Genomic DNA, 25,886 nt, shown 5'->3' with positions numbered 1-25,886 from the left:
TGGGAGCGAGCTTGCTCGCGATAGCAATATCACTGAACACACAGACTTTGCAGGCTGCTTGGCGGTTTATCAGACAACCCGCGCATCCCCGCGCCAACTTGGCTAAAATGCCGGCCTTTTCCACCTACACCGCTGGAACCGCCGTGAGCAAAGAACCCGATCGCCTTTTCGCCCAGCCTCTGGCCCAGGTGCCTGACTTCGCCTTCAACGAGGATGTGGTGCGGGTGTTCCCGGACATGATCAAGCGCTCGGTGCCGGGTTATCCGACCATCGTCGAAAACCTCGGCGTGCTCGCCGCGCAGTTCGCCCAGCCGGGCAGCGTGCTCTACGACCTGGGCTCGTCGCTGGGTGCCGTGACCCAGGCCCTGCGCCGCCACGTGCGCACCGACGGTTGCCGCGTCATCGCTGTGGATAACTCGGCGGCGATGGTCGAACGCTGCCGCGAGTACCTCAACGGTCAGGACTCGATGTTCCAGGAGTTGCTGCCGGTGGAGGTGATCGAAGGCGACATCCTGGCGCTGGAGTTCCAGCCGGCCTCGGTGGTGGCGCTGAATTTCACCCTGCAATTCATCGCCCGGGACCAACGCACGGCATTGCTGTCGCGCATCCGTCAGTCGCTGTTGCCCGGCGGCGCCCTGATCCTCTCGGAAAAACTGCGTTTCGAAGACGAGCAGGAACACGCGTTGCTCACCGACCTGCATATCGTCTTCAAACGCGCCAACGGCTATAGCGAACTGGAAATCGCCCAGAAGCGCAGCGCCATCGAAAACGTCATGAAGCCCGACAGCCTCGAAGAACACCGCGAACGCCTGCTGGCCGCCGGGTTCTCGAAAGTCGTGCCGTGGTTCCAGTGTCTTAACTTTGCCTCGTTGATTGCCTTGCCATGATTGATCTGTCCCCCCTCGCCCGCCGTCTGGCCGGCACGCCGCTGGCCGAATGGGCCAACACCCTGCAAGCGCAACTCGACAAGAAAATGGAAAAGGGCCACGGCGACCTGGAACGCTGGCAAAGCGCGCTGGACGCCCTGCCGAAGATCCAGCCGAGCGAAGTCGATTTGCTCAATGGCTTGAAGCTCGATACCGATTGCAGCGACGAGACCCGCGCGCAAATGCGCACCGCGCTGATGGGCCTGTCGCCATGGCGCAAAGGGCCGTTCGACCTGTTCGGCGTGCACGTCGACACCGAATGGCGCTCGGACTGGAAGTGGTCACGGGTCGCCCCGCACCTGAACCTGAAGGGCAAGCGCATCCTCGATGTCGGCTGTGGCAACGGTTATTACATGTGGCGCATGCTTGGCGCCGGCGCGAACAGCGTGATCGGTGTCGACCCGAACTGGCTGTTCTTCTGCCAGTTCCAGGCGGTGCAACGCTACCTGTCCGAGCCGAACGCCTGGCACCTGCCCTTCCCGTTCGAAGACCTGCCGCCGAACCTCGAAGGGTTCGACACAGTGTTTTCCATGGGCGTGTTCTACCACCGCCGTTCGCCCATCGAACATTTGCTGGCGCTGAAGGATTGCCTGGTCAAGGGCGGTGAGCTGGTGCTGGAAACCCTGGTGGTCGAAGGCGACAAACATCAGGTGCTGGTGCCGGAGGACCGCTACGCGCAGATGCGCAACGTGTGGTTCCTGCCGTCGGTGCCGGCGCTGGAGTTGTGGTTGCGACGTGCCGGGTTCACAGACGTGAAGTGCGTGGACGTGAGCACCACCACGGTCGAGGAACAGCGCGGGACGGAGTGGATGAAGTATCAGTCGCTCAGTGACTTCCTCGATCCGGAAGATCACAGCAAGACCATTGAAGGGCTGCCGGCGCCGATGCGGGCGGTGATTGTGGCGCGCAAATAATTGTCACGATGGAGATCCCTGTAGGAGCAAGCCTGCTCGCGATGGTGTGTCAGTCGACACCACTTAGACTGACACTCCATCGCGAGCAGGCTCGCTCCTACAGGGGGGCGGTATTCAGTCTGAAGGTTTTGCGCGCCTGGCCTTAAAGAATTCGCTCAGCACCGCCCCGCATTCCTCCGCCAACACCCCACCTTCATGCAGTACCCGATGATTCAGGAAGCCCTGGGTAAAGAACTGCCCCTGGCTCTGCACGATCCCCGCCTTGGGCTCCAGCGCGCCATACACCACACGGGCAATCCGCGAGTGCACGATCAGGCCCGCGCACATGCTGCACGGCTCCAGCGTCACGTAAAGCGTACTGCCGGTTAGTCGGTAATTGCTGACGGCCTGGGCGGCGGCGCGGATCGCGACCATTTCGGCATGGGCGCTGGGGTCGTTGCCACTGATCGGGCAGTTGAAGCCGCGACCGATGATTTCCCCATCCTGGACCAGTACCGCGCCCACCGGCACTTCGCCGAGGGCCGCGCCTTGGGCCGCCAGTGCCAGGGCCTCACGCATGAATTCGCGATCACGACTGCGGTCGATGATGGCGGCGGGACGAATCTGACGCATCACGCCACCTCGATAGCGGCCATCAGGCCGGTTTCCATGTGATCGATCACATGGCAGTGGAACATCCATACACCCGGGTTATCCGCCACCAGCGCTACCTGCGCGCGCTCGTTCTTGCCCAGCAGGTAGGTGTCGGTGAAATACGGAATGACCTTGTGCCGGTTCGAGGCGATGACCTTGAAACTCATGCCGTGCAGGTGAATCGGGTGCTGATACTGGGTCATGTTTTTCAATTCGAAGATATAGCTCTTGCCCTTCTCAAGCTTGGCAATCGGGCGGTCGGCGCAGGTCTTGTCGGTGATGTCCCAGGCCTTGCCGTTGATCTGCCACAGGCTTGGCGGCTTACCATTATCGACGTTCACCGACACCGAACCGACCCATTCGAAATTGAAGTTGAGTTTCTCGGCATTGGCCAGGTCCGGCTCGGCCACCGGGTTGGCGGGCAGCGCGGGCGGCCACTCGGTCGGGGCGTCGGTGTTGGCTACCGAACGCAGCGTACCCAGGCGCACCGGGCCATTGCGCAGGGACAGCTCTTCACCGGCCGGCGGTGCCTTGATCGCCAGGCAGATACGCATGCCGGGGCCGAGCCAGTATTCCTTGCCGAGCGGGCGCGGTTCGATGGGGTTGCCATCCAGCGCATAGATCTGCGCTTCGACGCCGGGAATATTCAGGCGATAGGTCAAGGTGTTATCGAGGTTGAGCAAACGTACACGGGTGATCTGCCCGGCCGGCAAATCAATCACCGCTTGCGCGATGCCGTTGATGGTCGACAGACGCCCCGCCGTGCCGCCACGGGCCGCTTCCCGGGGAATACTGAAGTCGACGAAAGCGCCCTGCTCATCGATGTGCCAGTTCTTCAGGCTCAAGGTTTTTTCGTACTTGAAGCCGGTGGGCTCACGCTCCTCGACAATCAGCGGGCCGACCAGGCCGCGACCGAGTTCCTCGCTGCTGCTCACATGGGGGTGATACCAGTAGCTGCCGGCATCGGGCACGCGGAATTTGTAGTCGAAATATTCACCCGGCAACACCGGTAGCTGCGAGACGTAGGGTACGCCGTCCATTTCCAGTGGCAGGCGGATGCCATGCCAGTGAATGGTGGTCGCGACCGGCAGGTGGTTGATGAAGCGCACCCGCAGCCATTCACCCTGGCGCACCCGCAACTCGGTGCCCGGCGCCGAAGGGCCGAAGGCCCAGGCCTGGGTCATGTGCCCGGCTACCAGTTCCACGTCCAACGGCGCTGCGATCAGCTCGTAGTCGTGGCCCGCCTCGGCGTCGGCCATCTTGCCCAGCCAGTAACGCGACGCGCCCCCTGCACCGACACCAACGACAACAAGACCGGCCAGGCCACCGAGGATTTGGCGACGGGTAAACGACATGAACTCAACTACCTCACGTATCAGCGTCAGGCCCGGGGCCTGCAAAAGGCGAATACGATACACCTGCAACTGCGAAACGGTAAGGGTGACCTGTGGCCGCACATCAGCTGTGGGCATAACTATGTAGTGCACTTGCCTTGAAAAAACCGGCCATCCTCGACATCCCGTTTTCTCAAGGAAAGAGAGTGCATGAACCCGAACGAAACACGCCCGCTGCCCAATGCCGCCGACAAGGCCGCGATCAAGGCGATCGCCACCACCGTCATCCAGACTTGCCCGAGCCTGCAAGACACGGCGCACGAAGTCGCCAGCGACTTACTGAAAAAATCCGGCATTACCGACCTCGATCCGGATCAGGTGTACTTCCACCGTTTCGACACAGCCGAAAGCAGTTCGAAAACGTTCACCGGTTGGGAGCATGTCAAAGCAACGCCGACGTCAACCACGACCCTGACGCAGCTGGTGATCCAGCGCTTTCGCACCAGCGATCAGGACAACGCCGACCTGCTTGACGTCTATGCAGGCTTTTATACCGCCGGCCCGAACGCCGGGAGGTTCAACGAAACCAACGAAGTACGCCTGCACGGCAACGAGGTGTTGAAGGCGTTCTGGAACATCGATTTCAGCTCGTTCTATACCGACAAGTTGACCGCGTTCTGGAAGCAGTCCGGCACCGACTTCCGAACCCTGGCCAAATGCAATTTTCTGATACAAGCCGTAAAGGCCAGGGACAAGCGGCAGTTGAGCGACGATGACTTCCAGTTCGTCACGAACGCTGTAATGGGTCCGATCAACTGGCCCGTCGACCTGCAGATGCTGCGGGCTCAGCACCCTTGCACTGACATTGTTCGGGCTCTGGACGTCGACGGGTACCTTGCCACCAACATCCTGCGTTTCGTCGCACCCAAGGGTCGCCAGATCGTGTACCTGCCCGGTGAAGTCGTCGCTTTCAAAGTGCTGGAAACCGCGACGGACATGCATTACTGGATGTTGCAGCAGATGAACGAAGAAGAGGCTCGCCGAGGCTTCATGACGCATTTTTCCTTGGCCGATCGTCAAACCATCGACAAGAACATCACCGATATCATGAACCGGCTGGTCAGCACTTGGGGCAAGTACGACCATCACCTGATCAATCAAAAAAACCGGGTCATCACCGGCGACGCATTCAGCTGGTTGAGCAACTCGACCCAAAACGCAATGTTTGCCGAAGCCGAACTCTCGCTGACGTCCAATGGCGATCTGCGCAAGAAACTCTGGATCGGTTACCTCAGCGCCGGTTTAAAAGTATTCGGCCCCATGGCGGTGGTCGGTTGGCCGATTGCCCTGCCGGTGGTCGGCGCCAGTATCGCCAGCCTGGGTTTGAACATCGATCAGGCGGTCAATGGCAAAACCGCCGGGGAGCGCAAGGCCGGCGTTCTTGGCGCCGTGCTCAGCGGTATCGATTTACTGTTCAACCTCCTGGTGCTCAAAGGTCCGGGATCGCTGGAGGAAATCGGCCCGGACATCGACGCCGCCGAAGCCAAAGAAATGGCTGACCTGATTGAATCAACCACACCTGCCGAAACCGCGGGGTCGAAGGTCGAAACCATCGAAGGAGAATCAGAGACTGTCACGGGCTCGACTGAGGACAGGCCAGCGTCATCAGTGCCGGACGCCTTCAGGATTAATGATGTGCCCGGCGATGACGCCCTGGTTCGTGAACCTGGCAAGTTCCAGGGTACATATCGGCTCGCCTCGAATCCTTCGTCCGCCATCAAACTCAACGGCAACGCCTATTACGTGCGTTATGAAAACAGCCTCAACGGGCGTGGGTACTGGGCAATCATCGACCCGGCCAATCCCGACTCTTTCACGGATTCGATTCCAGTACGGTTTATGAATGATTCGGGAGAATGGGAAATCGTTCCCAAACTGGGCCTCAGAGGCGGGATGCAAGCAGCGGCCGTCTCCTCCCCCGCCGTCGAGGAGTGGTCACGACGGCCAGGCGTTCACGTGCCGGGCCTTGACGACCCTGAAATGAGGACATGGGCGCTGGGTGGACCCGACGTACGCAGCCCGTTCAGACGGATCTGGTCAGTGGCAGGCATCGATGCCCACAACGTACTCATGTCCGATGCCGGCCAAGAGGTCATCACGCTCAGCGAATTCGAGATGGCCCAGGAAGGACCTCGTCGCAACCTGATCAGCGACGCCAAGGCCTGGTACGAGCTTCACCCACCGACGCCGAGCCAACCGGCGCCCTCTGCACAAGCGTTCGCCACGCCAGGCGAGCTGCTTGAAACGGCCTACGCGGAAAAACCGGGCCTGGTTGTCGGCGAGAGCCGGGGCAGCATCGGCAGCAAACAGTTCCTGATCGAAAACATGCCAACGCTCGCGCAACAGGGCGTCAAGACCCTGTACTTGCAGGAGCTGCTGGCCAACGTCAATCAACTCGAACTGGACACCTTCGCGCGCACCGGTGAAATGCCCGCCGAGCTGGAAAACTACCTGAACAAACTCGACATCAAGGCCGGCAACGACCCAACAGGCCAATTCAATCTGCTGGCGCTGGTCAAAGCCGCCAATGCCCAACAGATCCGGGTTCAGGCCATCGACATGTCGACGACCTACAACATCAACAAAGAAGCGACTGACTGGGAATCCAACTACCAGATGGCCAGGAGTTTTTTTTCCAGCGAGGTCATCCGGTTCAACGAAGCATTGAAAGAACCGGGCAAATGGATTGCCTTGGTCAATCAGGAAAACATGGCGACATTCAGAGGCTATCGCGGCATTAGCGAACAGACCGATGCCCTGAGTATTCGTATCGATGACGTAGCGCCGGGGCAAGCGCAACCCATCGACTCCGATCCGGGGTTGGCCGTGGAGCATGCGGACTATCCGGATTCCCCTGTTTATGACGAATCTGATGGCATGGACTTCGACAGCGTCCATGCACTGATCAAAGGTGACGTGCGCGTGCAGATGGAAACTCCATGGGCATACAGGACCCCGCAACAACTGCGAGCGCTGTTGCCTGAACCGGGGATGTTCACCTTTCAGCGCTACCGCAGCAGCGTCCTTGTGGTTTATCGCAATGCCAACAACGGGATGGCGGACAGCGTCATCAGATCCACGCCTGGTGGAATGCTGAATCTGGATACCCCGCTTCGGCCAACCTACGAGTCCATGACAGTGGACAACCTCGAAGAACTCAAGCAAGCGTTGGTTGCAAAGGGCATGAAGCCCATGGGCTGGCCCGTCGAGCTGGCAAGTGAACTCGATTCCTCCTTGTCGCAAGCCTCTCCACACATCGAAATACCGGACCACTGGCAAGCCAATGAACTGCTCGAGGGGTGGACACCCGTGAGCGAAGCCGGAAAATTCCAGGGCATCTATCAACTCGACTCCAACCCCGCCACTGCGATCTTGCTCGATGACAGGGCCTATTACGTGCGCTACGAAGCCGATCCCAACGGAGGCGGCACCTGGGCCATCATCGATCCTGAAAATCCCAACGCGTTTTCAGGTTCACTCCCTGTGCGTCTCAATGCCGAGGGCGAATGGGAGCTGACACCCCGAGCCGGGCTCAGGGGGGGTGGAAACCGGCATCCGGGCGGGTCCCGCGTTCCGCCGTCTACATCTGCTCCGGCCTCTGCGTCTGCCTCTGTTCAAGAGCCAACACAGGCCATCCTGCGCCGCCCTGCCACGCAATACGATGCAACTAACCGATTCAGTATCAGACTACTGGCGATGGACGAGAGAGAAACCCATATCAAACTTATCCGTCAGCCAGACGGAAGCTTTCGCACAGAGACCACTTACGCACGATACGTCGCGGCCCCGCGCGCCAAGCTGTCACAAGACGCTCGTCAATTCTTTACCCGCAGTGGTTTTTTCGCTTCATTACCCCCTCGTCCGCAGCTTCCTGTCGTGACGCCATCAACCACTGCCGCAGAACTGCTTCCGAAGATATTTGAAGCCGCACCTGGCCTGGTCATCGGTGAAAGCCAGGACCGCATTGCCAGCATGCGGTTTCTCATCGAGAACATGCCGACCCTTGCCCAACAGGAAGTCAAGACGATCTATTTCCATCGCCTGCTCAACGATTTCAACCAGGTGGAACTCGATCAATTCTTCAAGACCGGGTCAATGCCCGATGATCTCCAGGCGTATTTGCAGAAGCTGAAAAGCGATCCATCCGGCAGATTCACCCCGCTTGAAGTGGTCAAGGCGGCTCAACAAAATGGTATTCGGATTCAGGCAACCGACTGCCTGGCCAGTTACCGTTTCCCCGGCCCATCCATGCCCGACATGCATGAGCAAGCCATCAAGACCTACCTCACCCACACCATCATGGAGGCCGACAAAACGCTCAACGGAGCGGGCAGATGGGTGGTGCTGACGGATCAGGAAAACATCAACACCTTTCGTGGAATGTCCGGCATCAGCGAAATGCAGGGCGGTATTGGTTTGCGCATCGAAGAAGTGCTGCCGGAAGAAAGCCTGCTGATTGAAACCGATCGAGGCATTGAGGTAGGCCGCGGCTTTGCCACCCAACCCGAATTAACCGACGGAAACTTCGACACTTTGCACGCGGACTTGAGCTTGCAGATGCCACTGCCGCTGCTTGAAAAGACACCGGAAGCGCTTAATCGACTGCTGTATCGGCAAGGCATGTTCACTTTCGAGAAATCGAACGGAAACTGGACACTGATCCATCGCAGCAGAGTCGGTCAACTGGCAAGAACACCGGTCGAGCGCACGGCTGACGGCAGCTACCTGATCAATCGCCCCGCATGGACCGACGTGAATCAGGTGCCTTATGCCAACATCGATGAGCTGTCCTGGGGTCTTAGCCGTATGGGCATGAACCTCGAAGGGCGTTTGCCGGTGTAAATCAAGCTGCTCGCGATGGCGGCGTGTCAGGCGCGGGAGATGCTGGATGTGCTGGCCTCATCGCGAGCAAGCTCGCTCCCACAGGGGATTTCGGGCGAACACAACTGAAACGCAAGAAGCCCCGGGTCTCACAACCCGGGGCTTCTTTTTGTCGCTATCGTTTTGAGCCTGCGTTCACAGGCTCATACGATCATTCCCACTCAATGGTCGCTGGCGGCTTGCTCGACACGTCGTAGGTGACGCGGGAGATGCCTTCGATTTCATTGATGATGCGGCCGCTGACGGTTTCCAGCAGTTCGTAAGGCAGATGAGCCCAACGCGCGGTCATGAAGTCGATGGTTTCCACGGCACGCAGGGCCACGACCCAGGCGTAACGACGGCCATCACCCACCACACCAACCGATTTCACCGGCTGGAACACTACGAACGCCTGGCTGACCTTGTGGTACCAGTCGGCCTTGCGCAGTTCTTCGATGAAGATGTGGTCGGCACGACGCAGCAGGTCGGCGTATTCCTTCTTCACTTCACCGAGGATGCGCACGCCCAGGCCCGGGCCCGGGAACGGGTGACGGTAGACCATGTCGTACGGCAGGCCCAGTTCCAGGCCCAGACGACGGACTTCGTCCTTGAACAGTTCGCGCAGTGGCTCGACCAGTTTCAGGTTCATTTCTTCCGGCAGGCCGCCCACGTTGTGGTGCGACTTGATCACGTGGGCCTTGCCGCTTTTCGCGCCAGCCGACTCGATCACGTCCGGGTAGATGGTGCCCTGGGCCAGGTACTTGATGTTGTCCAGCTTGCAGGATTCGGCATCGAACACGTCGATGAAGGTACGGCCGATGATCTTGCGCTTCTTCTCCGGGTCGGCTTCGCCGGCCAGGTTACCGAGGAACTGCTCTTCGGCGTTGGCGCGGATCACCTTGACGCCCATGTTCTCGGCGAACATGGCCATCACTTGCTCGCCTTCGTGCAGGCGCAGCAGGCCGTTGTCGACGAACACGCAGGTCAGTTGGTCGCCGATGGCTTTGTGCAGCAGCGCGGCAACCACGGACGAGTCCACACCGCCGGACAGGCCGAGCAGGACGTTGTCGGTGCCGACCTGGGCGCGAACCTGGGCGATGGCGTCTTCAGCGATTTTCGACGGAGTCCACAGGGCTTCACACTCGCAGATGTCGAGGATGAAGCGCGACAGGATGCGACCGCCCTGCTTGGTGTGGGTCACTTCCGGGTGGAACTGCACGCCGTAGTAACGACGCTCGTCGCTGAACATGCCGGCAATCGGGCAGCTCGGAGTGCTGGCCAGGATGTGGAAGTCTTCCGGCATGCGGGTGACCTTGTCACCGTGGCTCATCCACACGTCGAGGCCGAACAGGCCGTCAGCGTCGATGTGGTCTTCGATGCCGTCCAGCAGGCGGCTCTTGCCGACTACATCAACGCGGGCATAACCGAACTCACGCAGCTCGGAACCTTCAACCTTGCCGCCCAGTTGCTCGGCCATGGTCTGCATGCCGTAGCAGATACCGAAGACCGGCACGCCCAGGTCGAAAACGGCTTGCGGGCAGCGAGGGCTGTTGGCTTCGTGAACCGACTCTGGGCCGCCGGCGAGGATGACGCCTTTAGGAGCGAATTCGCGGATCGCATCTTCGTCCATGTCGAACGGGTGCAGTTCGCAGTACACGCCGATTTCACGCACGCGGCGGGCGATCAGCTGGGTGTACTGGGAACCGAAGTCGAGGATCAGGATGCGGTGAGCGTGAATGTCGAGGGCCATGATTCAGTCTCGTCTAAAAAATTCGGAAACAGTCGTGATTCAGAAACAACTCGGGGCTGAATAAAACAGCCCCGGTTGCTTAGCTTGTTGCTTGAAGGCTCAACCTACGCGGTAGTTTGGCGCTTCCTTGGTGATCTGCACGTCGTGAACGTGGGATTCGGCCATGCCGGCGCCGGTGATCCGCACGAACTCAGGCTTGGTGCGCATCTCTTCGATGTCGGCGCTGCCGGTGTAGCCCATCGAGGAGCGCAGGCCGCCCATCAACTGGTGGATGATCGCGCTCAGGGTGCCCTTGTACGGAACACGCCCTTCGATACCTTCCGGAACCAGCTTCTCGGCGCCTGCCGAGGAGTCCTGGAAGTAACGGTCGGAGGAGCCTTGGGCCTGGGACATGGCGCCCAGCGAACCCATGCCGCGATAAGCCTTGTACGAACGGCCCTGGAACAGTTCGATCTCGCCCGGCGCTTCTTCGGTACCGGCGAACATCGAGCCCATCATCACGCAGGAAGCACCGGCCACGATGGCCTTGGACAGGTCACCGGAGAAACGGATGCCGCCGTCGGCGATCAACGGTACGCCTGTGCCTTCAAGGGCAGCGGCGACGTTGGCGATGGCGCTGATTTGCGGCACGCCGACACCGGCGACGATACGGGTGGTGCAGATCGAGCCAGGGCCGATACCGACCTTGACTGCGTCGGCGCCAGCTTCGGCCAGGGCCTTGGCGGCGGCGCCGGTGGCAATGTTGCCGCCGATGACCTGCACTTCAGGGAAGTTCTGCTTGACCCAGCGAACGCGGTCGATCACGCCCTTGGAGTGACCGTGAGCGGTGTCGACCACCACCACGTCAACGCCGGCGGCGACCAGTGCGGCAACGCGATCACCGGTGTCTTTACCGGTACCGACTGCAGCACCCACGCGCAGACGACCTTGATCGTCCTTGCTGGCCAGCGGGTAAGCCTTGGCTTTTTCGATGTCGTTGACGGTCATCATGCCCTTGAGGGCGAATTTGTCGTCGACGATCAGCACGCGTTCGATGCGGTGCTTGTGCAGCAGTTCACGCACATCGTTCTTGTCGGCGCCTTCCTTGACCGTGACCAGACGCTCTTTAGGCGTCATCACTTCACGGACAGTGGCTTCCAGACGGTTCTCGAAACGCACGTCACGGGAGGTGACAATACCGACCAGGTCGCCATTGTGCAGTACCGGAACGCCGGAGATGTTGTGCATGCGGGTCAATTCGAACAACTCGCGCACGGTGGCGTCGGCGACGATGGTGATCGGGTCTTTGACCACACCAGCTTCGTAACGCTTGACCTTGCGGACTTCGGCAGCTTGCTGCTCGATGGTCATGTTCTTGTGGATGATGCCGATACCACCTTCCTGAGCCATGGCGATTGCCAGACGGGCTTCAGTGACGGTGTCCATGGCAGCGGAAACCAGTGGAATATTCAGCTCGATGCCACGGGTAAGGCGGGTCTTGAGACTGACTTCGTTAGGAAGCACCTCGGAATAACCGGGCACTAGGAGAATGTCGTCGAATGTCAGAGCTTCTTGGCTGATACGCAGCATCGCGGGGGCTCCCGAGCGGGAAAATGGAAGCGCGCCATTATAGTCAGACACCCCTTCGGGTTCAATGTAAAACTCTGTCTATTATTGGCATTACTGACATACGGGGATTAAAAGGCGGGATTGCTGCTTTTTTTGTAGGAGCGAGCCTGCTCGCGATGAGCTTGCAGGCAACGCTTGTTTTCAGACAGCACGCGTCATCGTTCACGACCATCGCGAGCAGGCTCGCTCCTACAAGGTCATCAGAGTTCGACTTTCACCCAACTGACCGGCTGATCCAGCCAATCGGCGAATTCATCGATAAAGCTCTGTTTGAACCCGGCTTCGGCCCAGTTGTTGAAGATGAAACCGAGGTTGGAGAAGCCGCACTCCTGCAGGAACAGGAAGCCGTTGATGTCGTCTTCATGCCCGCATTCGGGACAGGTGAAGTTGTCGGTACGCCCCGGCATCCAGTCTTCCAGGCTTTCGAACAGGGCTTCACCCACTTCCTTGCGGCACTCGGCGCAGCCCGCTTCGCCAAGAAAACCCTTGGCCGGCGTATAGATGCAGCGCTTGGTGATGATCTCCAGACCATTGACCGGCTCGCCGAACGGCAGCGCGTCCGGGTGCAAAACCACCTCACGGGCACCCTCGGCAATCGCATGACCCATGCGATTGCCGGTGCGGCCGCACGTGGTCAGTTCTTCCTGGATGATGTTCTTGCGCACCAGCCAGCGCACGACGGCCCGGGCCCGGGGTTCGTGTACCGGCAGGGTGGAGATTTTCGGGACGATGATGCTTTGGGAATTCATGGGGTGCAGGCCTGGAACATTGATAAAGGGTCTTGGGCACCCCCAAATTATAGAGACTGAACACCGGACCTGTGGGAGCGGGCTTGCCCGCGAAGAGGGAGTGTCAGTCAACATTGATGTGTCTGACACACCGCTTTCGCGAGCAAGCTCGCTCCCACAGGGATACGGGCTGGTCCGCGAGGGTGTTTACAGCTCGACAACAACCGCCTGCGAAGCACGGGTCGCCTTGGCGCGGGCGGCTTCGATCGATTCGTCGCGCGCCAGGGCCACGCCCATGCGGCGCTGACCGTTGACTTCAGGCTTGCCGAACAGGCGCAGCGCGGTATCCGGCTCGCTCAGGGCAGCACCCAGGTTGGCGAAGGCGGTCTGGGTCGACTGCCCTTCCACCAGGATCACCGCCGAGGCCGAAGGCCCGAACTGACGGATCAACGGGATCGGCAGACCGAGAATGGCCCGCGCGTGCAAGGCGAACTGCGACAGGTCCTGGGAAATCAGCGTGACCAGGCCGGTGTCATGCGGGCGCGGCGAGACTTCGCTGAACCACACCTGATCACCCTTGATGAACAGCTCGACACCAAACAGACCACGGCCGCCCAAGGCTTCGGTCACGGCTTTGGCGACACGTTCGGACTCAGCCAGGGCAACCGGGCTCATGGCTTGCGGCTGCCAGGATTCCTGGTAGTCGCCCTTCTCCTGACGGTGACCGACCGGCGCGCAGAAGGTGGTGCCGCCGACATGGCGCACGGTCAGCAGGGTGATTTCGTAGTCGAAATCGATGAAGCCTTCGATGATCACCCGACCTTTACCGGCACGACCACCTTCCTGGGCGTAGTCCCAGGCCTTCTGCACGTCATCGACGCTACGCAGCAGGCTCTGGCCCTTGCCCGAAGAACTCATGACCGGCTTGACCACGCACGGGAACCCCAGGTCCTCAACGGCTTTGCTGTAGTCCTCGAAGGTGTCGGCGAAGTGATACGGCGAGGTTGGCAGGTCCAGCTCTTCAGCGGCCAGGCGACGGATGCCTTCACGGTTCATGGTCAGCTGCGCAGCGCGGGCAGTCGGGATAACGGTGAAGCCTTCGGCCTCCAGCTCCACCAGGGTCGCGGTGGCGATGGCTTCGATTTCCGGCACGATGAAGTGCGGCTTTTCGGCTTCGATCACGGCACGCAGGGCAGCACCATCGAGCATGTTGATCACGTGGCTGCGGTGCGCCACCTGCATGGCCGGCGCATTCGCGTAGCGGTCCACGGCAATCACTTCAACGCCCAAGCGTTGCAGCTCGATCACCACTTCCTTGCCCAACTCGCCACAGCCACACATCAATACGCGGGTCGCGGTCGGCGACAATGGAGTTCCGATACGGGTCATCTGAAGGTCCTCAAGGAGCGGATCATCGAGGGAAGCACGCTTCCCATGGGGAGAAAGCGCGGCATTTTACATGAACTTCAGCTGACGACAGCCTGTTTGCGCAGGCGCCAGGCCATGATCAGCCACACGGCGGTGACCCCGGCGAATTTCGAGCCCAGGGCGGTGAGGATCACGCCCGGCGTCAGGGCGTCGATCATGCCGAAAAAGATAAAGGTATCGAGGGGAATGCTCAGGGCCGAACTTATCCACAGGCGGTCGTGCAGCGGGCGCCGGGTGATGCTGAACACCAGCCAGTCGATGCACTCGGAAACGGCGAACGCCGTGGCGCTGGCCAAGGCGATGGACGGATCGGAGGTGACATAGGACAACACCAGCGCCACCAGCATCGCTGCGAGGGCGCCATGCCCGAATCGGGCTTGCACCATGTCGCGCAACACGAACACCAGCCCGCCCCAGGCCGACCAGATGATGTCCAGGTGCGGGGCGGTGGAAAAGGCGTAGTTGATCAGCACGACGCTGCTGATGTAGGCGATCAGGAAGAGCATGGAAGTACCTGTAATTTTGCCGCACAGGATACTGTAGGAGCGAGCCTGCTCGCGATGGTCGTTAACGATAACGCGAGACGTCTGGCTCCCCGCGGTGCTCTTGAGCCCATCGCGAGCAAGCTCGCTCCCACAGTCAAACGCATTCCCATGTAGGAGGGAGCCTGCTCGCGATGGTCGTTAACGATAACGCAGGAAGTCTGGTTCCCCGCGGTGTTCCTGATTCCATCGCGAGCAAGCTCGCTCCTACAGTCGAACGCATTCCCATGTGGGAGCGAGCCCGCTCGCGATAAAGTGCGAAGCACTTTCTGAGGGCGATTCAGTTATCGGATTTGGAAGGCAACATCCAGATCAACCCACTGGCCTTGGCCCTCTCATGACACAACCCCAACACCGTGCGCCGCTCGTCGTTGGTCATGCGGCTCCAGCGGGTAATCTCCTCCACCGTGCGTTGGCAACCGGTGCAGATGTCATCGTCGTCCAGCGCACAGATATTCACGCAAGGCGATGCAACCGGGCGTTCGCTGGCAGTCATTCTTCCTGCTCGGCCAGGTCGCGGGCATAGCGCTGCGAGTTGTGCACGTAGTGAGCAGCGCTGGCCTCCAGCATCCTGATTTGTGGCTCGGTCAATTCACGCACCACTTTGCCGGGCGAGCCCATGACCAGCGATCCGTCCGGAATCTCCTTGCCTTCGCCGATCAGCGAATTGGCGCCGATGATGCAGTTCTTGCCGATCTTCGCACCGTTGAGAATCACCGCGTTGATACCGATCAGGCTGTAGTCGCCGACGGTGCAGCCGTGGAGCATGGCGTTGTGGCCGATGGTCACGCCGGTACCGATGGTCAGTGGGTAGCCCATGTCGGTGTGCATCACGGTGCCGTCCTGGACGTTGCTGTTCTTGCCGATCAGGATCAATTCATTGTCGCCGCGCAATACGGCGTTGAACCAGACGTTGGCGCCCTCTTCCAGCTTGACCTTGCCCACCAGCACGGCATTGGGTGCGACCCAGCTCTGTGGATGGGTTTCGACGCGGGCGTCGCCCAGGCGGTATTTCATTGTTGTATTCCTCAAGGCTCAGGCAGGCTTTTTTCAGCAAAACCAGGATTCAGGCCATTCGAACGATGGCTTCAGATATTGATAAAGCTTTTGGGAGGCTGATGCAGGCTGATTTTGGCGTCATACAGCAGGTTGATCAACTCGACGATCATGATCGCCGTCAGCCCCCAGATCTTGTATTCGCCATAGCGATAGCTCGGCACGTACCAGCTGCGGCCCTGATAGTCGATGCGGTGGGTATGTTCGCGAGGGTCTTTACGGAAGAATTCCAGGGGCACGCTGAACACCGCGGCGATCTCGGCGTCGTTGGCCCGGTATTCGACAAAATCCGGGATCACCCCGACATAGGGCGTGACCTTGATGCCATGCAGGCTGATCAGCGGGCTGAGCGGTCCGATCACCTCGACCAGCCCCGGCGGCAGGCCGATCTCTTCTTCGGCTTCACGCAGGGCGGTGAAAATCAGGTCGGGGTCTTCGGGGTCACGGCGCCCGCCGGGGAAGGCAACTTCGCCGCCATGGGTCGACAGGCCGCTGGCACGCAGGGTCAACACCAGCTCGGGCTCGTCACTGCGGGTGATGGGCACCAGCACCGCTGCCTCGGGAAAACGACGATCGGTCTCCAGTGTGCGTGGAGTGTGGTTACTAACCCGATGCAGTAGCTCGTCCAGCATGAGTGTTCTCGATTTGTGCCTTACCCGGCATCATGCACCAATCGCTGCGGTCGCCCAACCCCCGCAACCGCCCCATGTCGCGAAACGACAACTTGCCGACCGGCACTGCCGCACGCCAAGATAGGCGCAGCATTCAGGAACCCCAGCATGAAATTTTGCAGCCAGTGCGGTAACCCGGTGACCCAGCGCATTCCCGAAGGCGATTCGCGCCTGCGCTTTGTCTGCGACAGTTGTCACGCCATTCACTACCAGAACCCAAACATCGTCGCCGGCTGCGTGGCGACCTGGGGCACCCAGGTATTGCTGTGCCGGCGGGCCATCGAGCCGCGACGCGGTTACTGGACCCTGCCCGCCGGCTTCATGGAGAACGGAGAAACCATCGAACAGGCCGCCATTCGCGAGACGGCCGAGGAAGCCTGCGCCCGGGTGCGCAACCTGAACATCTATACCCTGATCGACGTGCCGCACATCAGCCAGGTGCATGTGTTCTTCCGTGCCGAACTGGTGGACCTGGACTTTTGCGCCGGCCCCGAGAGCCTGGAAGTGCAACTATTCGACGAAGCGGACATTCCATGGGATGAGCTGGCTTTCCGCACGGTGGGCCGTACCTTAGAATGCTTCTTCGCTGACCGGCGGACCGAAATCTATCCCGTTCGGTCTGAATCGATCCCGCCGCTTGCTCAGCCTGCCATTATCTGATGTCATCTCGGCATCACCGGGAGGCGCCGAAAGATTGTCCGAATGCGGCCCGAGCCAGCGGCAGCTCCTGCAAAAACTTCTATACATAAATAGTCGCGACACCTCCTGGGGAATCGTTTCAATGCGCTGGTTGCTTGCCCTGTTCTGTTTGTCGTTTGTCACGGTGTCCCAGGCTTCTGCCGTGGAAACCCTGGACGGCAAGGTCATCGAGAAAATCCTGATTCTCAAGTCTTCCCATCAATTGCAATTGATCAATGACGGCAAGCCGCTCAAAACCTATCGCATTTCCTTGGGCAAGCGTCCCAAGGGGCCGAAGCTGATGGAAGGCGACAAGCGCACCCCGGAAGGCTTCTACTGGGTCGACTGGCGCAAGATCAGCGACCGTTTCAACCTGGCGATGCACATTTCCTACCCGAACATCAGCGACTCTGCCCGCGCCCGTCGTGAAGGCGTCGAGCCCGGCGGCATGATCATGATCCACGGCACCCCGGACAGCGAAGACACCCCGGAAGACCTGTTCCACACCCTGGACTGGACCGACGGCTGCATCGCCATGCGCAACATGGACATGCGCGAAGTCTGGAACCTGGTGCCGGACGGCACGATGATCGAGATTCGCCCGTAAATCCCCCGACCTTTGGTCGCCCCCGCAAAAAAAATCAAAAAAATTCCAGCCTTCGGCAGCTCCTGCAGGGTGAATACCATTTCCCCCTGTAGAAGCTGCCGAAGGCTGCGATCTTTGCTTTAAATCCTCCCGCCGCTAATACCACTTCAATCCAGCCTCTTTCCACTGCGCCCAATAAGGCCTGTTTACCGCACCTGCAGCCTGAGAGCTGCATTGACATGGTATTCAAGTGGTATTAGTTTTTTGTCCTAGAGCGAACAAGTAACTTTCCTACAGACGCGTCGGACAATAATTAAATGAACGACCTTTCAGCCCTGCGCCCCGACGACACCCAACCCACGCCGTTGTACCTGCAACTGGCACGCAATCTGGAAGCGGCGATCCATGCCGGCCAATGGAAAGCCGAACAGGCCATGCCGTCGGAGCGCAATCTGAGCGAGGCGCTGGGCATCTCCCGCGTCACTGCACGCAAGGCTCTGGAAGTGTTGTTCGAACAAGGCCTGATCCGCCGCAACCAGGGCTCCGGCACCTTCATCACGCCGCGTCTCGAACAACCGTTGTCGCGCCTTTCCGGTTTCAGTGAAATGCTCCGCCTCAAGGGTTTCGTGCCCGGATCGCAATGGCTGGAGCGGGAAATCACCCTGCCGACCCACGAAGAACTGATCCGCCTCGGCCTGTCGCCCAACGACAAAGTCGCGCGCCTCAAACGCCTGCGCAAGGCCGACGACACGGTGATGGCCATCGAGATGAGCACCCTGCCCGCCTCGATCATTCCCAAGCCGCAGGCGGTGGGCGACTCCCTCTACGAATTCCTCGACGGCATCGGCAAACCGGTTGTCCGCGCCCTGCAGCACATTCAGGCGATCAACGCCTCGGACGAATTCGCAGCCCTGGTGGGCATTGCCCCCGGCACCGCCATGCTGCTGATGACCCGGGTCGGCTACCTGGAAGACAACACGCCCATCGAAGTCACCGACACCTATTGCCGTAACGACTACTACGACTTTGTCGCAGAGCTTCGCCGCTAGAACGCTGCACCGCGAAACCGTCCACCCAGAGAACCGATCATGTCCGAAGACAACATCCTCACCGCCCACGGCTGGGTTCGCGGCCGACTGGTCCATGAGCACGGCAAAGTCGTGTCGATCGAAGGCCAGCCCTGCGATCCGGCGGACAACGATTTGCCGTACCTGCTGCCGGGCTTCATCGACCTGCACGTTCACGGCGGCGGCGGCAAAGACATCATGGAAGGCGCGCCGGCCTTCGAAACTATCACCCGTACTCACGTGCGCTTCGGCACCACATCGCTGCTGGCCACCACCATGACGGCACCGAGCGAAGAGATATCCAGCGTGCTCCAGGCCGTCGGCGAATTCTGTGAGCAGCGCCCCCAAGGCTGCGCCCGGGTGCTTGGCGTGCACCTCGAAGGCCCCTACATCAACCCTGGCAAACTCGGCGCGCAACCCAACTTCGCCCACACCGCGCTGATGGCCGAAGTCGAAGCGTACCTGGCGCTCGCGCCGATCCGGGTGATCACCATTGCCCCGGAAATCGCCGGTCACGATGCCTTGATCCGCGACCTCAGCAGCCGCGGCATTCGCATGCAGATCGGCCACACCCTGGGCAGTTATGAGGAAGGTGTGGCCGCGCTGGAGGCCGGCGCCAGCAGTTTCACCCATCTCTACAACGCCATGAGCCCACTGCATCACCGGGAGCCCGGGATCGTCGGCGCTGCCCTGGCCCACGCCAAATACGCCGAACTGATCCCGGATTTGCTGCACGTGCACCCCGGCGCCATCCGCGTGGCCCTGCGTTCGATTCCTTGCCTGTATTGCGTCACCGACTCGACCGCCGCCGCCGGCATGCCCGATGGCGAGTACAAACTCGGCAGCCACACCGTGACCAAATGCCTCGGTGGCGTGCGCCTGCCCGACGGCACGCTGGCCGGCAGCACCCTGACCATGGATCAGGCTCTGCGCAACCTGGTGAAAATCGGCCTGCCCATCGCCGAAGCCTCGCAGCGCCTGTCGCAATTCCCCGCCGACTACCTCGGCATCACCGAACGCGGGCGCCTGCAACCGGGGGCCTGGGCCGACTGCGTGCGGCTGGATCGCTCACTGAAACTGACCGCCGTCATGGTCGAAGGAGAAGACATTGACTTCAAAAATGCTTGAAGAGGCGCTGTCCTCGTTCGAGGCCGTGCAAGCCCAATTACAGCAACTCGACCCGCAGATGATCGAGATCGCCGGGCGCCTGCGTCGTCAGCCGCCGCAAGTGGCCATGACCGTGGCGCGCGGCAGCTCCGACCATGCCGCCAGTTACTTCGCCTACCTGACCATGCAACTGCTGGGCATCCCGGTGGCGTCGCTGCCGATGTCGGTGGTGACCATGCAACAGGCACCGTTGAAGGTCAGCGGCCAGGTGGCATTCGCCTTTTCGCAATCAGGGCAAAGCCCGGACCTGGTCAACAGCCTGCGCCTGTTGCGCAAGCGCGGCGCCTTGAGCATTTCGCTGGTCAATGCCGAAGACTCGCCGCTGGAAGCCGCCTGCGAATTCAGCCTGCCGCTGTGTGCCGGCACCGAAAGCAGCGTCGCGGCGACCAAGAGCTTTATCGCCACCCTCAGCGCCAGCGCCCGGCTGATTGGCCACTGGAAAGAAGACACCGAACTGCTCGACGCCTGCCGCGCCTTGCCCGATGGCCTGCGCGACGCCGCGCAACAGGACTGGAGCCGGGCCATCGACGCCTTGCGCGATTGTCAGCGGCTGATGGTGATCGGCCGTGGCGCCGGTTTCGCCATCGCCCAGGAAGCGGCGCTCAAGTTCAAGGAGACCTCGGCGATCCAGGCCGAAGCCTTCAGCAGCGCCGAAGTCCGTCACGGTCCGATGGCCTTGATTGGCGACAACTACCCGCTGCTGGTGTTTGCCCCACGGGGCGCCGAACAGGCCGGTTTGCTGAGCCTGGCCGCCGACATGCGCCAACGCGGCGCCCTTGTGCTGCTGGCCGCGCCGGATGACGTGCTTGAACGCGACCTGACGCTGACCCGCGCCGAACACCCGGCCCTCGACCCGATTCTCGCGATCCAGAGTTTCTACGTGATGGCCGCCGGCCTGGCCGTGGCCCGAGGCATGGACCCGGACCAGCCACGGCACCTGAGCAAAGTGACGCGTACACACTAACCACCCTTGTAGGAGCGAGCTTGCTCGCGATGGTCGTCAACGAAAACGCGTGTTTGCTGGATAAACGCGGCGTTCTTTAGTCCATCGCGAGCGAGCTCGCTCCTACAGAGGGGGGCGCGTTGATCCGAACCGAAGTTTTCCTGATGAGACCGAGCCATGCATAACAACAATAAAGAGCTGACTTTAAGCGCCCCGCTCAGCGGTCCGGTGCTCACGCTCGCCAAAGTCCCGGACCCGGTGTTCGCCAGCGGCGCCATGGGTGACGGGATCGCCATCGACCCGTTGAACGATACCCTTCATGCGCCGTGCGCGGGCGTGGTGGTGCATGTCGCCCGCACCGGTCACGCGGTGACCCTGCGTGCCGACAACGGCGCGGAATTGCTCCTGCACCTGGGCCTGGACACGGTCGAGTTGCAGGGCCAGGGCTTTTCGATGCTGGTCAAGGAAGGCGCGCGCGTCTCCAATGGCCAACCCCTGCTGCGCTACGACCTGGACAAGGTCGCGCAACAGTGCAAAAGCCTGGTCAGCCTGCTGATCCTCACCAACAGCCAGGACTTTCAGGCACGGCCCATCACCCTCAAGTCGGTAAAGGTCGGCGAGCCGCTGCTGCACATCATTCGCCGCCAGGGCGTGGGCGCGCAGGCGGACGTGGAGCTTGCTGGCGAAGAAGTGGTCGGCCACATCCGCATCGCCCATCGTGGCGGTCTGCATGCACGGCCGGCCGCGCTGATCCGTCAGACCGCGCAAGGATTCAAAAGCAAATCGCTGCTGCATTTCGCCGGCAAGTCGGCCACCTGCGACAGCCTGATCGGCCTGATGGGGCTGGCCATCGGCGAACAGGCAGAAGTCCAGGTCAGTTGCCAGGGCCCGGACGCCGAAGCCGCGCTGCAAGCCTTGCTGACCGCGTTATCCACAGCCCTGGCCGAAGACAGCCATGCCGCCGCGCCGACCACGATTGCCCAACGCAATCGCCCCGCCGAAGCCGGTGTATTGCACGGCGTCTGTGCGGCGCCCGGCCTGGTCGGCGGGCCGCTGTTCCACCTGAATGCGATCAGCCTGCCGGTGGATGCCGGCCATCATGATCCCCAGCAACAACAGCAAGTACTGGACGCGGCACTGAGCCAGGTGCGCAGCGAAATCGAACGCACGCTGGTCCTGGCGAAAAAACACAAGGACTCCGCTGAAGAGGCGATCTTCGCCGCACACCTGGCGCTGCTGGAAGACCCGGCCCTGCTGGACGCCGCCATACAAACCGTCGCCCTGGGCACGGCCGCGACCCACGCCTGGAGCCAGGCCATCGACGTGCAGTGCGAAGTCCTCCAGCAAACCGGCAGCACACTGCTGGCCGACCGCGCCAACGACCTGCGCGACCTCAAGCAACGGGTGCTGCGCGCATTGCTCGGCAACACCTGGCATTACGACGTGCCGGCCGGCGCCATCGTCGCGGCGCATGAATTGACGCCCTCCGATTTACTGCAACTGAGCCAGCAAGGCGTCGCCGGACTGTGCATGGCCGAAGGTGGCGCGACCTCCCACGTGGCGATTCTGGCCCGGGGCAAAGGCCTGCCGTGCATGGTGGCGCTGGGTTCGACGCTGCTCGATCAGCAACAGGGGCAACCGGTGGTGCTGGACGCCGACGGCGGCCGCCTCGAACTGACACCCAGCACACAGCGCCTGGCCGACGTGCGCCAGCTGCAACAGCAACAGCAACAACGCCGGGCCGAACAACAGGCCCAGGCGCACACCCCCGCACTGACCACCGATGGCCTGCGCATCGAAGTCGCCGCCAATGTGGCATCCAGCACGGAAGCGACAGACGCGTTGGCCAATGGCGCCGACGGCGTCGGCTTGCTGCGCACCGAGTTTCTCTTCGTCGACCGCCACACCGCGCCGGACGAACAGGAACAACACCACGCCTATCAAGCGGTGCTCGATGCCATGGGCGACAAGTCAGTGATCATCCGCACCATCGACGTCGGCGGCGACAAGCAACTGGACTACCTGCCACTGCCCGCCGAGGCCAATCCGGTGCTCGGCCTGCGCGGCATTCGCCTGGCCCAGGCTCGCCCTGAACTGCTCAACCAGCAATTGCGCGCGCTGCTGCACCTGCGCCCGTTGTCACGCTGCCGGATCCTGCTGCCGATGGTCACGGAAGTCGATGAGCTGCTGCACATCCGCCAGCGTCTCGACGCCTTGTGCGGTGAACTCGGCCTGGCGCAACGCCCGGAACTGGGTGTGATGATCGAAGTTCCGGCCGCCGCGCTGCTGGCCGAGCAACTGGCCGAACACGCGGACTTCCTGTCCATCGGCACCAACGACCTGTCGCAATACACCCTGGCCATGGACCGCGACCACGCTGGGCTCGCCGCGCGCGTCGATGCGCTGCACCCGGCACTGCTGCGGCTGATCGCCCAGACCTGCGCCGGTGCGGCGCAGCACAACCGTTGGGTGGGCGTGTGCGGCGCACTGGCGTCCGATCCATTGGCCACGCCGGTGTTGATCGGCCTAGGGGTCAGTGAATTGTCGGTGAGCCCAGTACAGGTCGGCGAAATCAAGGACCGCGTGCGTCATCTCGACGCCAGCGAATGCCGGCGCATCAGCCAGGGCCTGCTCAAGCTGAGCAGCGCCAGTGCCGTGCGTCACGCCTGTCACCAGCATTGGCCTCTGAGCTGAAGAACAACAAGAATCCACGGAGAACCGCCATGTACCAACTTTTCATCGAAGGCCTGCAACGCCTCGGCCGCGCGCTGATGCTGCCGATCGCGATCCTGCCGATTGCCGGCCTGCTGCTGCGCCTGGGCGATACCGATCTGCTGAACATCGCGATCATCCACGACGCCGGCCAGGTGATCTTCGCCAACCTGGCGATGATCTTCGCCATCGGCATTGCGGTCGGCTTCGCCAGGGACAACAACGGTACGGCGGGTCTGGCCGGGGTGATCGGTTACCTGGTGATGATCTCCACCCTCAAGGCGCTCGACCCGAGCATCAACATGGGCATGCTCGCCGGGATCGTCAGCGGCCTGATGGCCGGCGCGCTGTACAACCGCTTCAAGGACATCAAGCTGCCGGAATATCTGGCGTTCTTCGGTGGCCGACGGTTCGTGCCGATTGTCACCGGGTTCGCCGCCGTGGGGCTGGGTGTGGTGTTCGGCTACATCTGGCCGCCGATCCAGCACGGCATCAACAGCTTCGGCACACTGATGATGGAAAGCGGCAGCTTCGGCGCGTTCGTCTTCGGCCTGTTCAACCGCCTGCTGATCGTCACCGGCCTGCACCACATCCTCAACAACATGGCGTGGTTCGTGTTCGGCAACTTCACCGACCCCACCACCGGGGCGCTGGTGACTGGCGACCTGTCGCGCTACTTCGCCGGCGATCCGAAGGGTGGCCAGTTCATGACCGGCATGTTCCCGATGATGATCTTCGGCCTGCCCGCCGCCTGCCTGGCGATGTACCGCAACGCCCTGCCGGCACGGCGCAAGGTGATGGGCGGGATCTTCCTGTCGATGGCGTTGACCGCGTTCCTGACCGGCGTCACCGAGCCGATTGAATTCGCCTTCATGTTCCTCGCGCCGTTGCTGTTTGTGCTGCATGCGTTGCTGACCGGCCTGTCGATGGCCATCACCAATGCGCTGAACATCCACTTGGGGTTCACCTTCTCCGGCGGCTTCATCGACATGATCCTGGGCTGGGGCAAGTCCACCAACGGCTGGCTGGTGTTCCCGGTGGGCCTGGCGTATGCCGTGATCTATTACGTGGTGTTTGACTTCTGTATCCGCCGCTTCGACCTGAAGACACCGGGCCGTGAAACCAGCGCTGACGTCGAGCAGGTTGCCGTCGCCGACAATGAACGCGCCGGGGCATACATCAAGGCCTTGGGTGGTGCCGAAAACCTGATCACCGTCGGCGCCTGCACAACGCGCTTGCGCCTGGACATGGTGGATCGCAACAAAGCTTCGGATACCGACTTGAAAGCACTCGGTGCCATGGCCGTGGTGCGTCCGGGCAAGGGTGGGAGTTTGCAAGTGGTGGTGGGGCCAATGGCCGACGCGATTGCCGATGAAATTCGCCTGGCGATGCCTGCGCTAGGTCGCGCCATGGTGTCGTCGCCGGCTGCAGAAATCGACGCGCCGCCACCTGCCGCCATGGCGACACCCGAGGCCCAGCAATGGCTCAATGCCCTGGGCGGCGGCGACAATGTGCTGCAACTCGATTGCGTGGCCATGACCCGCATCCGCCTGCAACTGGCCGATGGCAAGGCGTTGTCGGAGTTCGATTTGAAAGCGTTGGGTTGCCAGGGTGTAAGTCAGCTGGATGGCGGTATCTGGCATCTGCTGATTGGCGACAAGGCGCCGAGCTTGAGTGATGCACTGGAAGTGTTGGTCAATCGCAGTGAGGAGAGTGCCAAGGTTTAGATCTTCGGTGCCTGATAGGCCGCCATCGCGAGCAAGCTCGCTCCCACAGTGGTCCGGTGTATGCAGATCCAATGTAGGAGTGAGCTTGCTCGCGATGAGGCCCTCACTGACACCACAATAGTTTGGGCAACAAAAAACCCGCTGAAATCTCTTTCAGCGGGTTTTTCATTTCAGCACCGGAGAATCAGAAATCCTCCAGCCGCCACACTTCATAAGCCGGTGTCTCATAGGGATGGCTCTGTTTCAGAGCCGCCACTACCGAGCGAATCAACTCATCGGCCACCACCAGCTCAACCTTCCATTCCTCGACCTGTTCGACCTGCCCTGCCTCGCCAATGAACGGCTGGCTGCCGTCCAGTGGACGAAACTGGCCAGTGCCCAACACTTGCCATGCACAGTGGTCATAAGCACCGATCCGCCCACCACCGGCGGCGAATACGGCGCTTTTGACCACCTCGACATGACTGTCGGGAACAAAAAAGCTGAGCTTGTACAC

General features: G+C 61.2%; 21 protein-coding genes. 10 read left to right on the top strand and 11 right to left on the bottom strand.

What is annotated here, in order from left to right:
• Positions 1-143: 143 nt before the first annotated feature.
• Positions 144-887 (top strand): carboxy-S-adenosyl-L-methionine synthase CmoA, encoded by a 744-nt coding sequence (cmoA, locus tag PspS34_RS05015; RefSeq protein ID WP_154909555.1) that lies wholly within the window; start codon positions 144-146, stop codon positions 885-887.
• A complete protein-coding gene (cmoB, locus tag PspS34_RS05010; RefSeq protein ID WP_154861709.1) occupies positions 884-1,840 on the top strand; it encodes a tRNA 5-methoxyuridine(34)/uridine 5-oxyacetic acid(34) synthase CmoB in 957 nt (318 codons plus the stop codon). The genes cmoA and cmoB overlap by 4 nt, the downstream gene beginning before the upstream one ends.
• A gap of 114 nt (positions 1,841-1,954) precedes the next feature.
• Here the strand turns inward: cmoB and tadA are convergent, their stop codons facing one another.
• Positions 1,955-2,452 carry a tRNA adenosine(34) deaminase TadA gene (gene tadA, locus PspS34_RS05005; RefSeq protein WP_057716262.1) on the bottom strand — a complete coding sequence of 166 codons (498 nt, stop codon included), beginning with the start codon at positions 2,450-2,452 and terminating at the stop codon, positions 1,955-1,957.
• Entirely contained in the window at positions 2,452-3,828 is a 1,377-nt protein-coding gene (locus tag PspS34_RS05000; RefSeq protein WP_154861707.1) for a multicopper oxidase family protein, read from the bottom strand. Before PspS34_RS05000 ends, tadA begins: the two co-directional genes overlap by 1 nt.
• A gap of 189 nt (positions 3,829-4,017) precedes the next feature.
• Here PspS34_RS05000 and PspS34_RS04995 point away from each other — a divergent pair, with 189 nt between their 5' ends.
• Complete coding sequence (locus tag PspS34_RS04995) at positions 4,018-8,709, top strand: membrane-targeted effector domain-containing toxin (RefSeq protein ID WP_154909554.1); 4,692 nt, start codon at positions 4,018-4,020, stop codon at positions 8,707-8,709.
• A 190-nt stretch (positions 8,710-8,899) separates the two neighbouring features.
• Here PspS34_RS04995 and guaA read toward each other — a convergent pair whose 3' ends face one another.
• The 8 genes from guaA to PspS34_RS04955 all read right to left on the bottom strand — a co-directional run bounded on the left by guaA (position 8,900) and on the right by PspS34_RS04955 (position 16,471).
• A complete protein-coding gene (gene guaA / locus PspS34_RS04990) occupies positions 8,900-10,477 on the bottom strand; it encodes a glutamine-hydrolyzing GMP synthase (protein WP_008053207.1) in 1,578 nt (525 codons plus the stop codon).
• A 99-nt stretch (positions 10,478-10,576) separates the two neighbouring features.
• Positions 10,577-12,046, bottom strand: coding sequence for an IMP dehydrogenase (gene guaB / locus PspS34_RS04985; RefSeq protein ID WP_008053208.1), 1,470 nt, complete (start codon positions 12,044-12,046; stop codon positions 10,577-10,579).
• Positions 12,047-12,285: 239 nt separating this feature from the next.
• A complete protein-coding gene (locus PspS34_RS04980; protein WP_154861742.1) occupies positions 12,286-12,834 on the bottom strand; it encodes a sugar ABC transporter ATPase in 549 nt (182 codons plus the stop codon).
• Between the two features lie 186 nt (positions 12,835-13,020).
• Positions 13,021-14,202, bottom strand: coding sequence for a formate-dependent phosphoribosylglycinamide formyltransferase (gene purT / locus PspS34_RS04975; protein WP_046040988.1), 1,182 nt, complete (start codon positions 14,200-14,202; stop codon positions 13,021-13,023).
• A gap of 77 nt (positions 14,203-14,279) precedes the next feature.
• Positions 14,280-14,747, bottom strand: a complete 468-nt coding sequence (locus PspS34_RS04970) for a VUT family protein (protein WP_057716267.1) — start codon at positions 14,745-14,747, stop codon at positions 14,280-14,282.
• Positions 14,748-15,063: 316 nt separating this feature from the next.
• Positions 15,064-15,279 carry a DUF1289 domain-containing protein gene (locus PspS34_RS04965; protein ID WP_090453267.1) on the bottom strand — a complete coding sequence of 72 codons (216 nt, stop codon included), beginning with the start codon at positions 15,277-15,279 and terminating at the stop codon, positions 15,064-15,066.
• Positions 15,276-15,800, bottom strand: coding sequence for a gamma carbonic anhydrase family protein (locus PspS34_RS04960; protein WP_057716270.1), 525 nt, complete (start codon positions 15,798-15,800; stop codon positions 15,276-15,278). Before PspS34_RS04960 ends, PspS34_RS04965 begins: the two co-directional genes overlap by 4 nt.
• A gap of 71 nt (positions 15,801-15,871) precedes the next feature.
• The gene (locus tag PspS34_RS04955; protein WP_150813638.1) at positions 15,872-16,471 is read right to left on the bottom strand and encodes a CoA pyrophosphatase; all 600 of its coding nucleotides are present in this window, start codon (positions 16,469-16,471) and stop codon (positions 15,872-15,874) included.
• A gap of 147 nt (positions 16,472-16,618) precedes the next feature.
• Here PspS34_RS04955 and PspS34_RS04950 point away from each other — a divergent pair, with 147 nt between their 5' ends.
• From PspS34_RS04950 to nagE, 7 genes are all read left to right on the top strand, one after another.
• A complete protein-coding gene (locus PspS34_RS04950; RefSeq protein WP_057716272.1) occupies positions 16,619-17,170 on the top strand; it encodes an NUDIX hydrolase in 552 nt (183 codons plus the stop codon).
• 121 nt (positions 17,171-17,291) lie between these two features.
• A complete protein-coding gene (locus PspS34_RS04945) occupies positions 17,292-17,795 on the top strand; it encodes a L,D-transpeptidase family protein (RefSeq protein ID WP_007982819.1) in 504 nt (167 codons plus the stop codon).
• Positions 17,796-18,091: 296 nt separating this feature from the next.
• Positions 18,092-18,823, top strand: a complete 732-nt coding sequence (locus tag PspS34_RS04940) for a GntR family transcriptional regulator (RefSeq protein WP_150813637.1) — start codon at positions 18,092-18,094, stop codon at positions 18,821-18,823.
• Positions 18,824-18,862: 39 nt separating this feature from the next.
• Positions 18,863-19,969: an N-acetylglucosamine-6-phosphate deacetylase gene (gene nagA, locus PspS34_RS04935; RefSeq protein ID WP_056721211.1), complete on the top strand. Its 1,107-nt coding sequence runs from the start codon at positions 18,863-18,865 to the stop codon at positions 19,967-19,969.
• A complete protein-coding gene (locus PspS34_RS04930) occupies positions 19,950-20,972 on the top strand; it encodes an SIS domain-containing protein (protein ID WP_150813636.1) in 1,023 nt (340 codons plus the stop codon). The genes nagA and PspS34_RS04930 overlap by 20 nt, the downstream gene beginning before the upstream one ends.
• 156 nt (positions 20,973-21,128) lie before the next feature.
• Complete coding sequence (gene ptsP, locus PspS34_RS04925) at positions 21,129-23,645, top strand: phosphoenolpyruvate--protein phosphotransferase (RefSeq protein WP_154861702.1); 2,517 nt, start codon at positions 21,129-21,131, stop codon at positions 23,643-23,645.
• Between the two features lie 29 nt (positions 23,646-23,674).
• Positions 23,675-25,390 (top strand): N-acetylglucosamine-specific PTS transporter subunit IIBC, encoded by a 1,716-nt coding sequence (nagE, locus tag PspS34_RS04920; protein ID WP_154861700.1) that lies wholly within the window; start codon positions 23,675-23,677, stop codon positions 25,388-25,390.
• 184 nt (positions 25,391-25,574) lie between these two features.
• On the opposite strand, the gene PspS34_RS04915 is transcribed toward nagE, so the two are convergent.
• A complete protein-coding gene (locus PspS34_RS04915; RefSeq protein ID WP_057716278.1) occupies positions 25,575-25,886 on the bottom strand; it encodes a YqfO family protein in 312 nt (103 codons plus the stop codon).

It is taken from the genome of Pseudomonas sp. S34 (assembly GCF_009866745.1).
GTDB classification, from domain to species: Bacteria; Pseudomonadota; Gammaproteobacteria; order Pseudomonadales; family Pseudomonadaceae; genus Aquipseudomonas; species Aquipseudomonas jessenii.
This window is presented reverse-complemented; position numbering and strand designations above follow the sequence as displayed.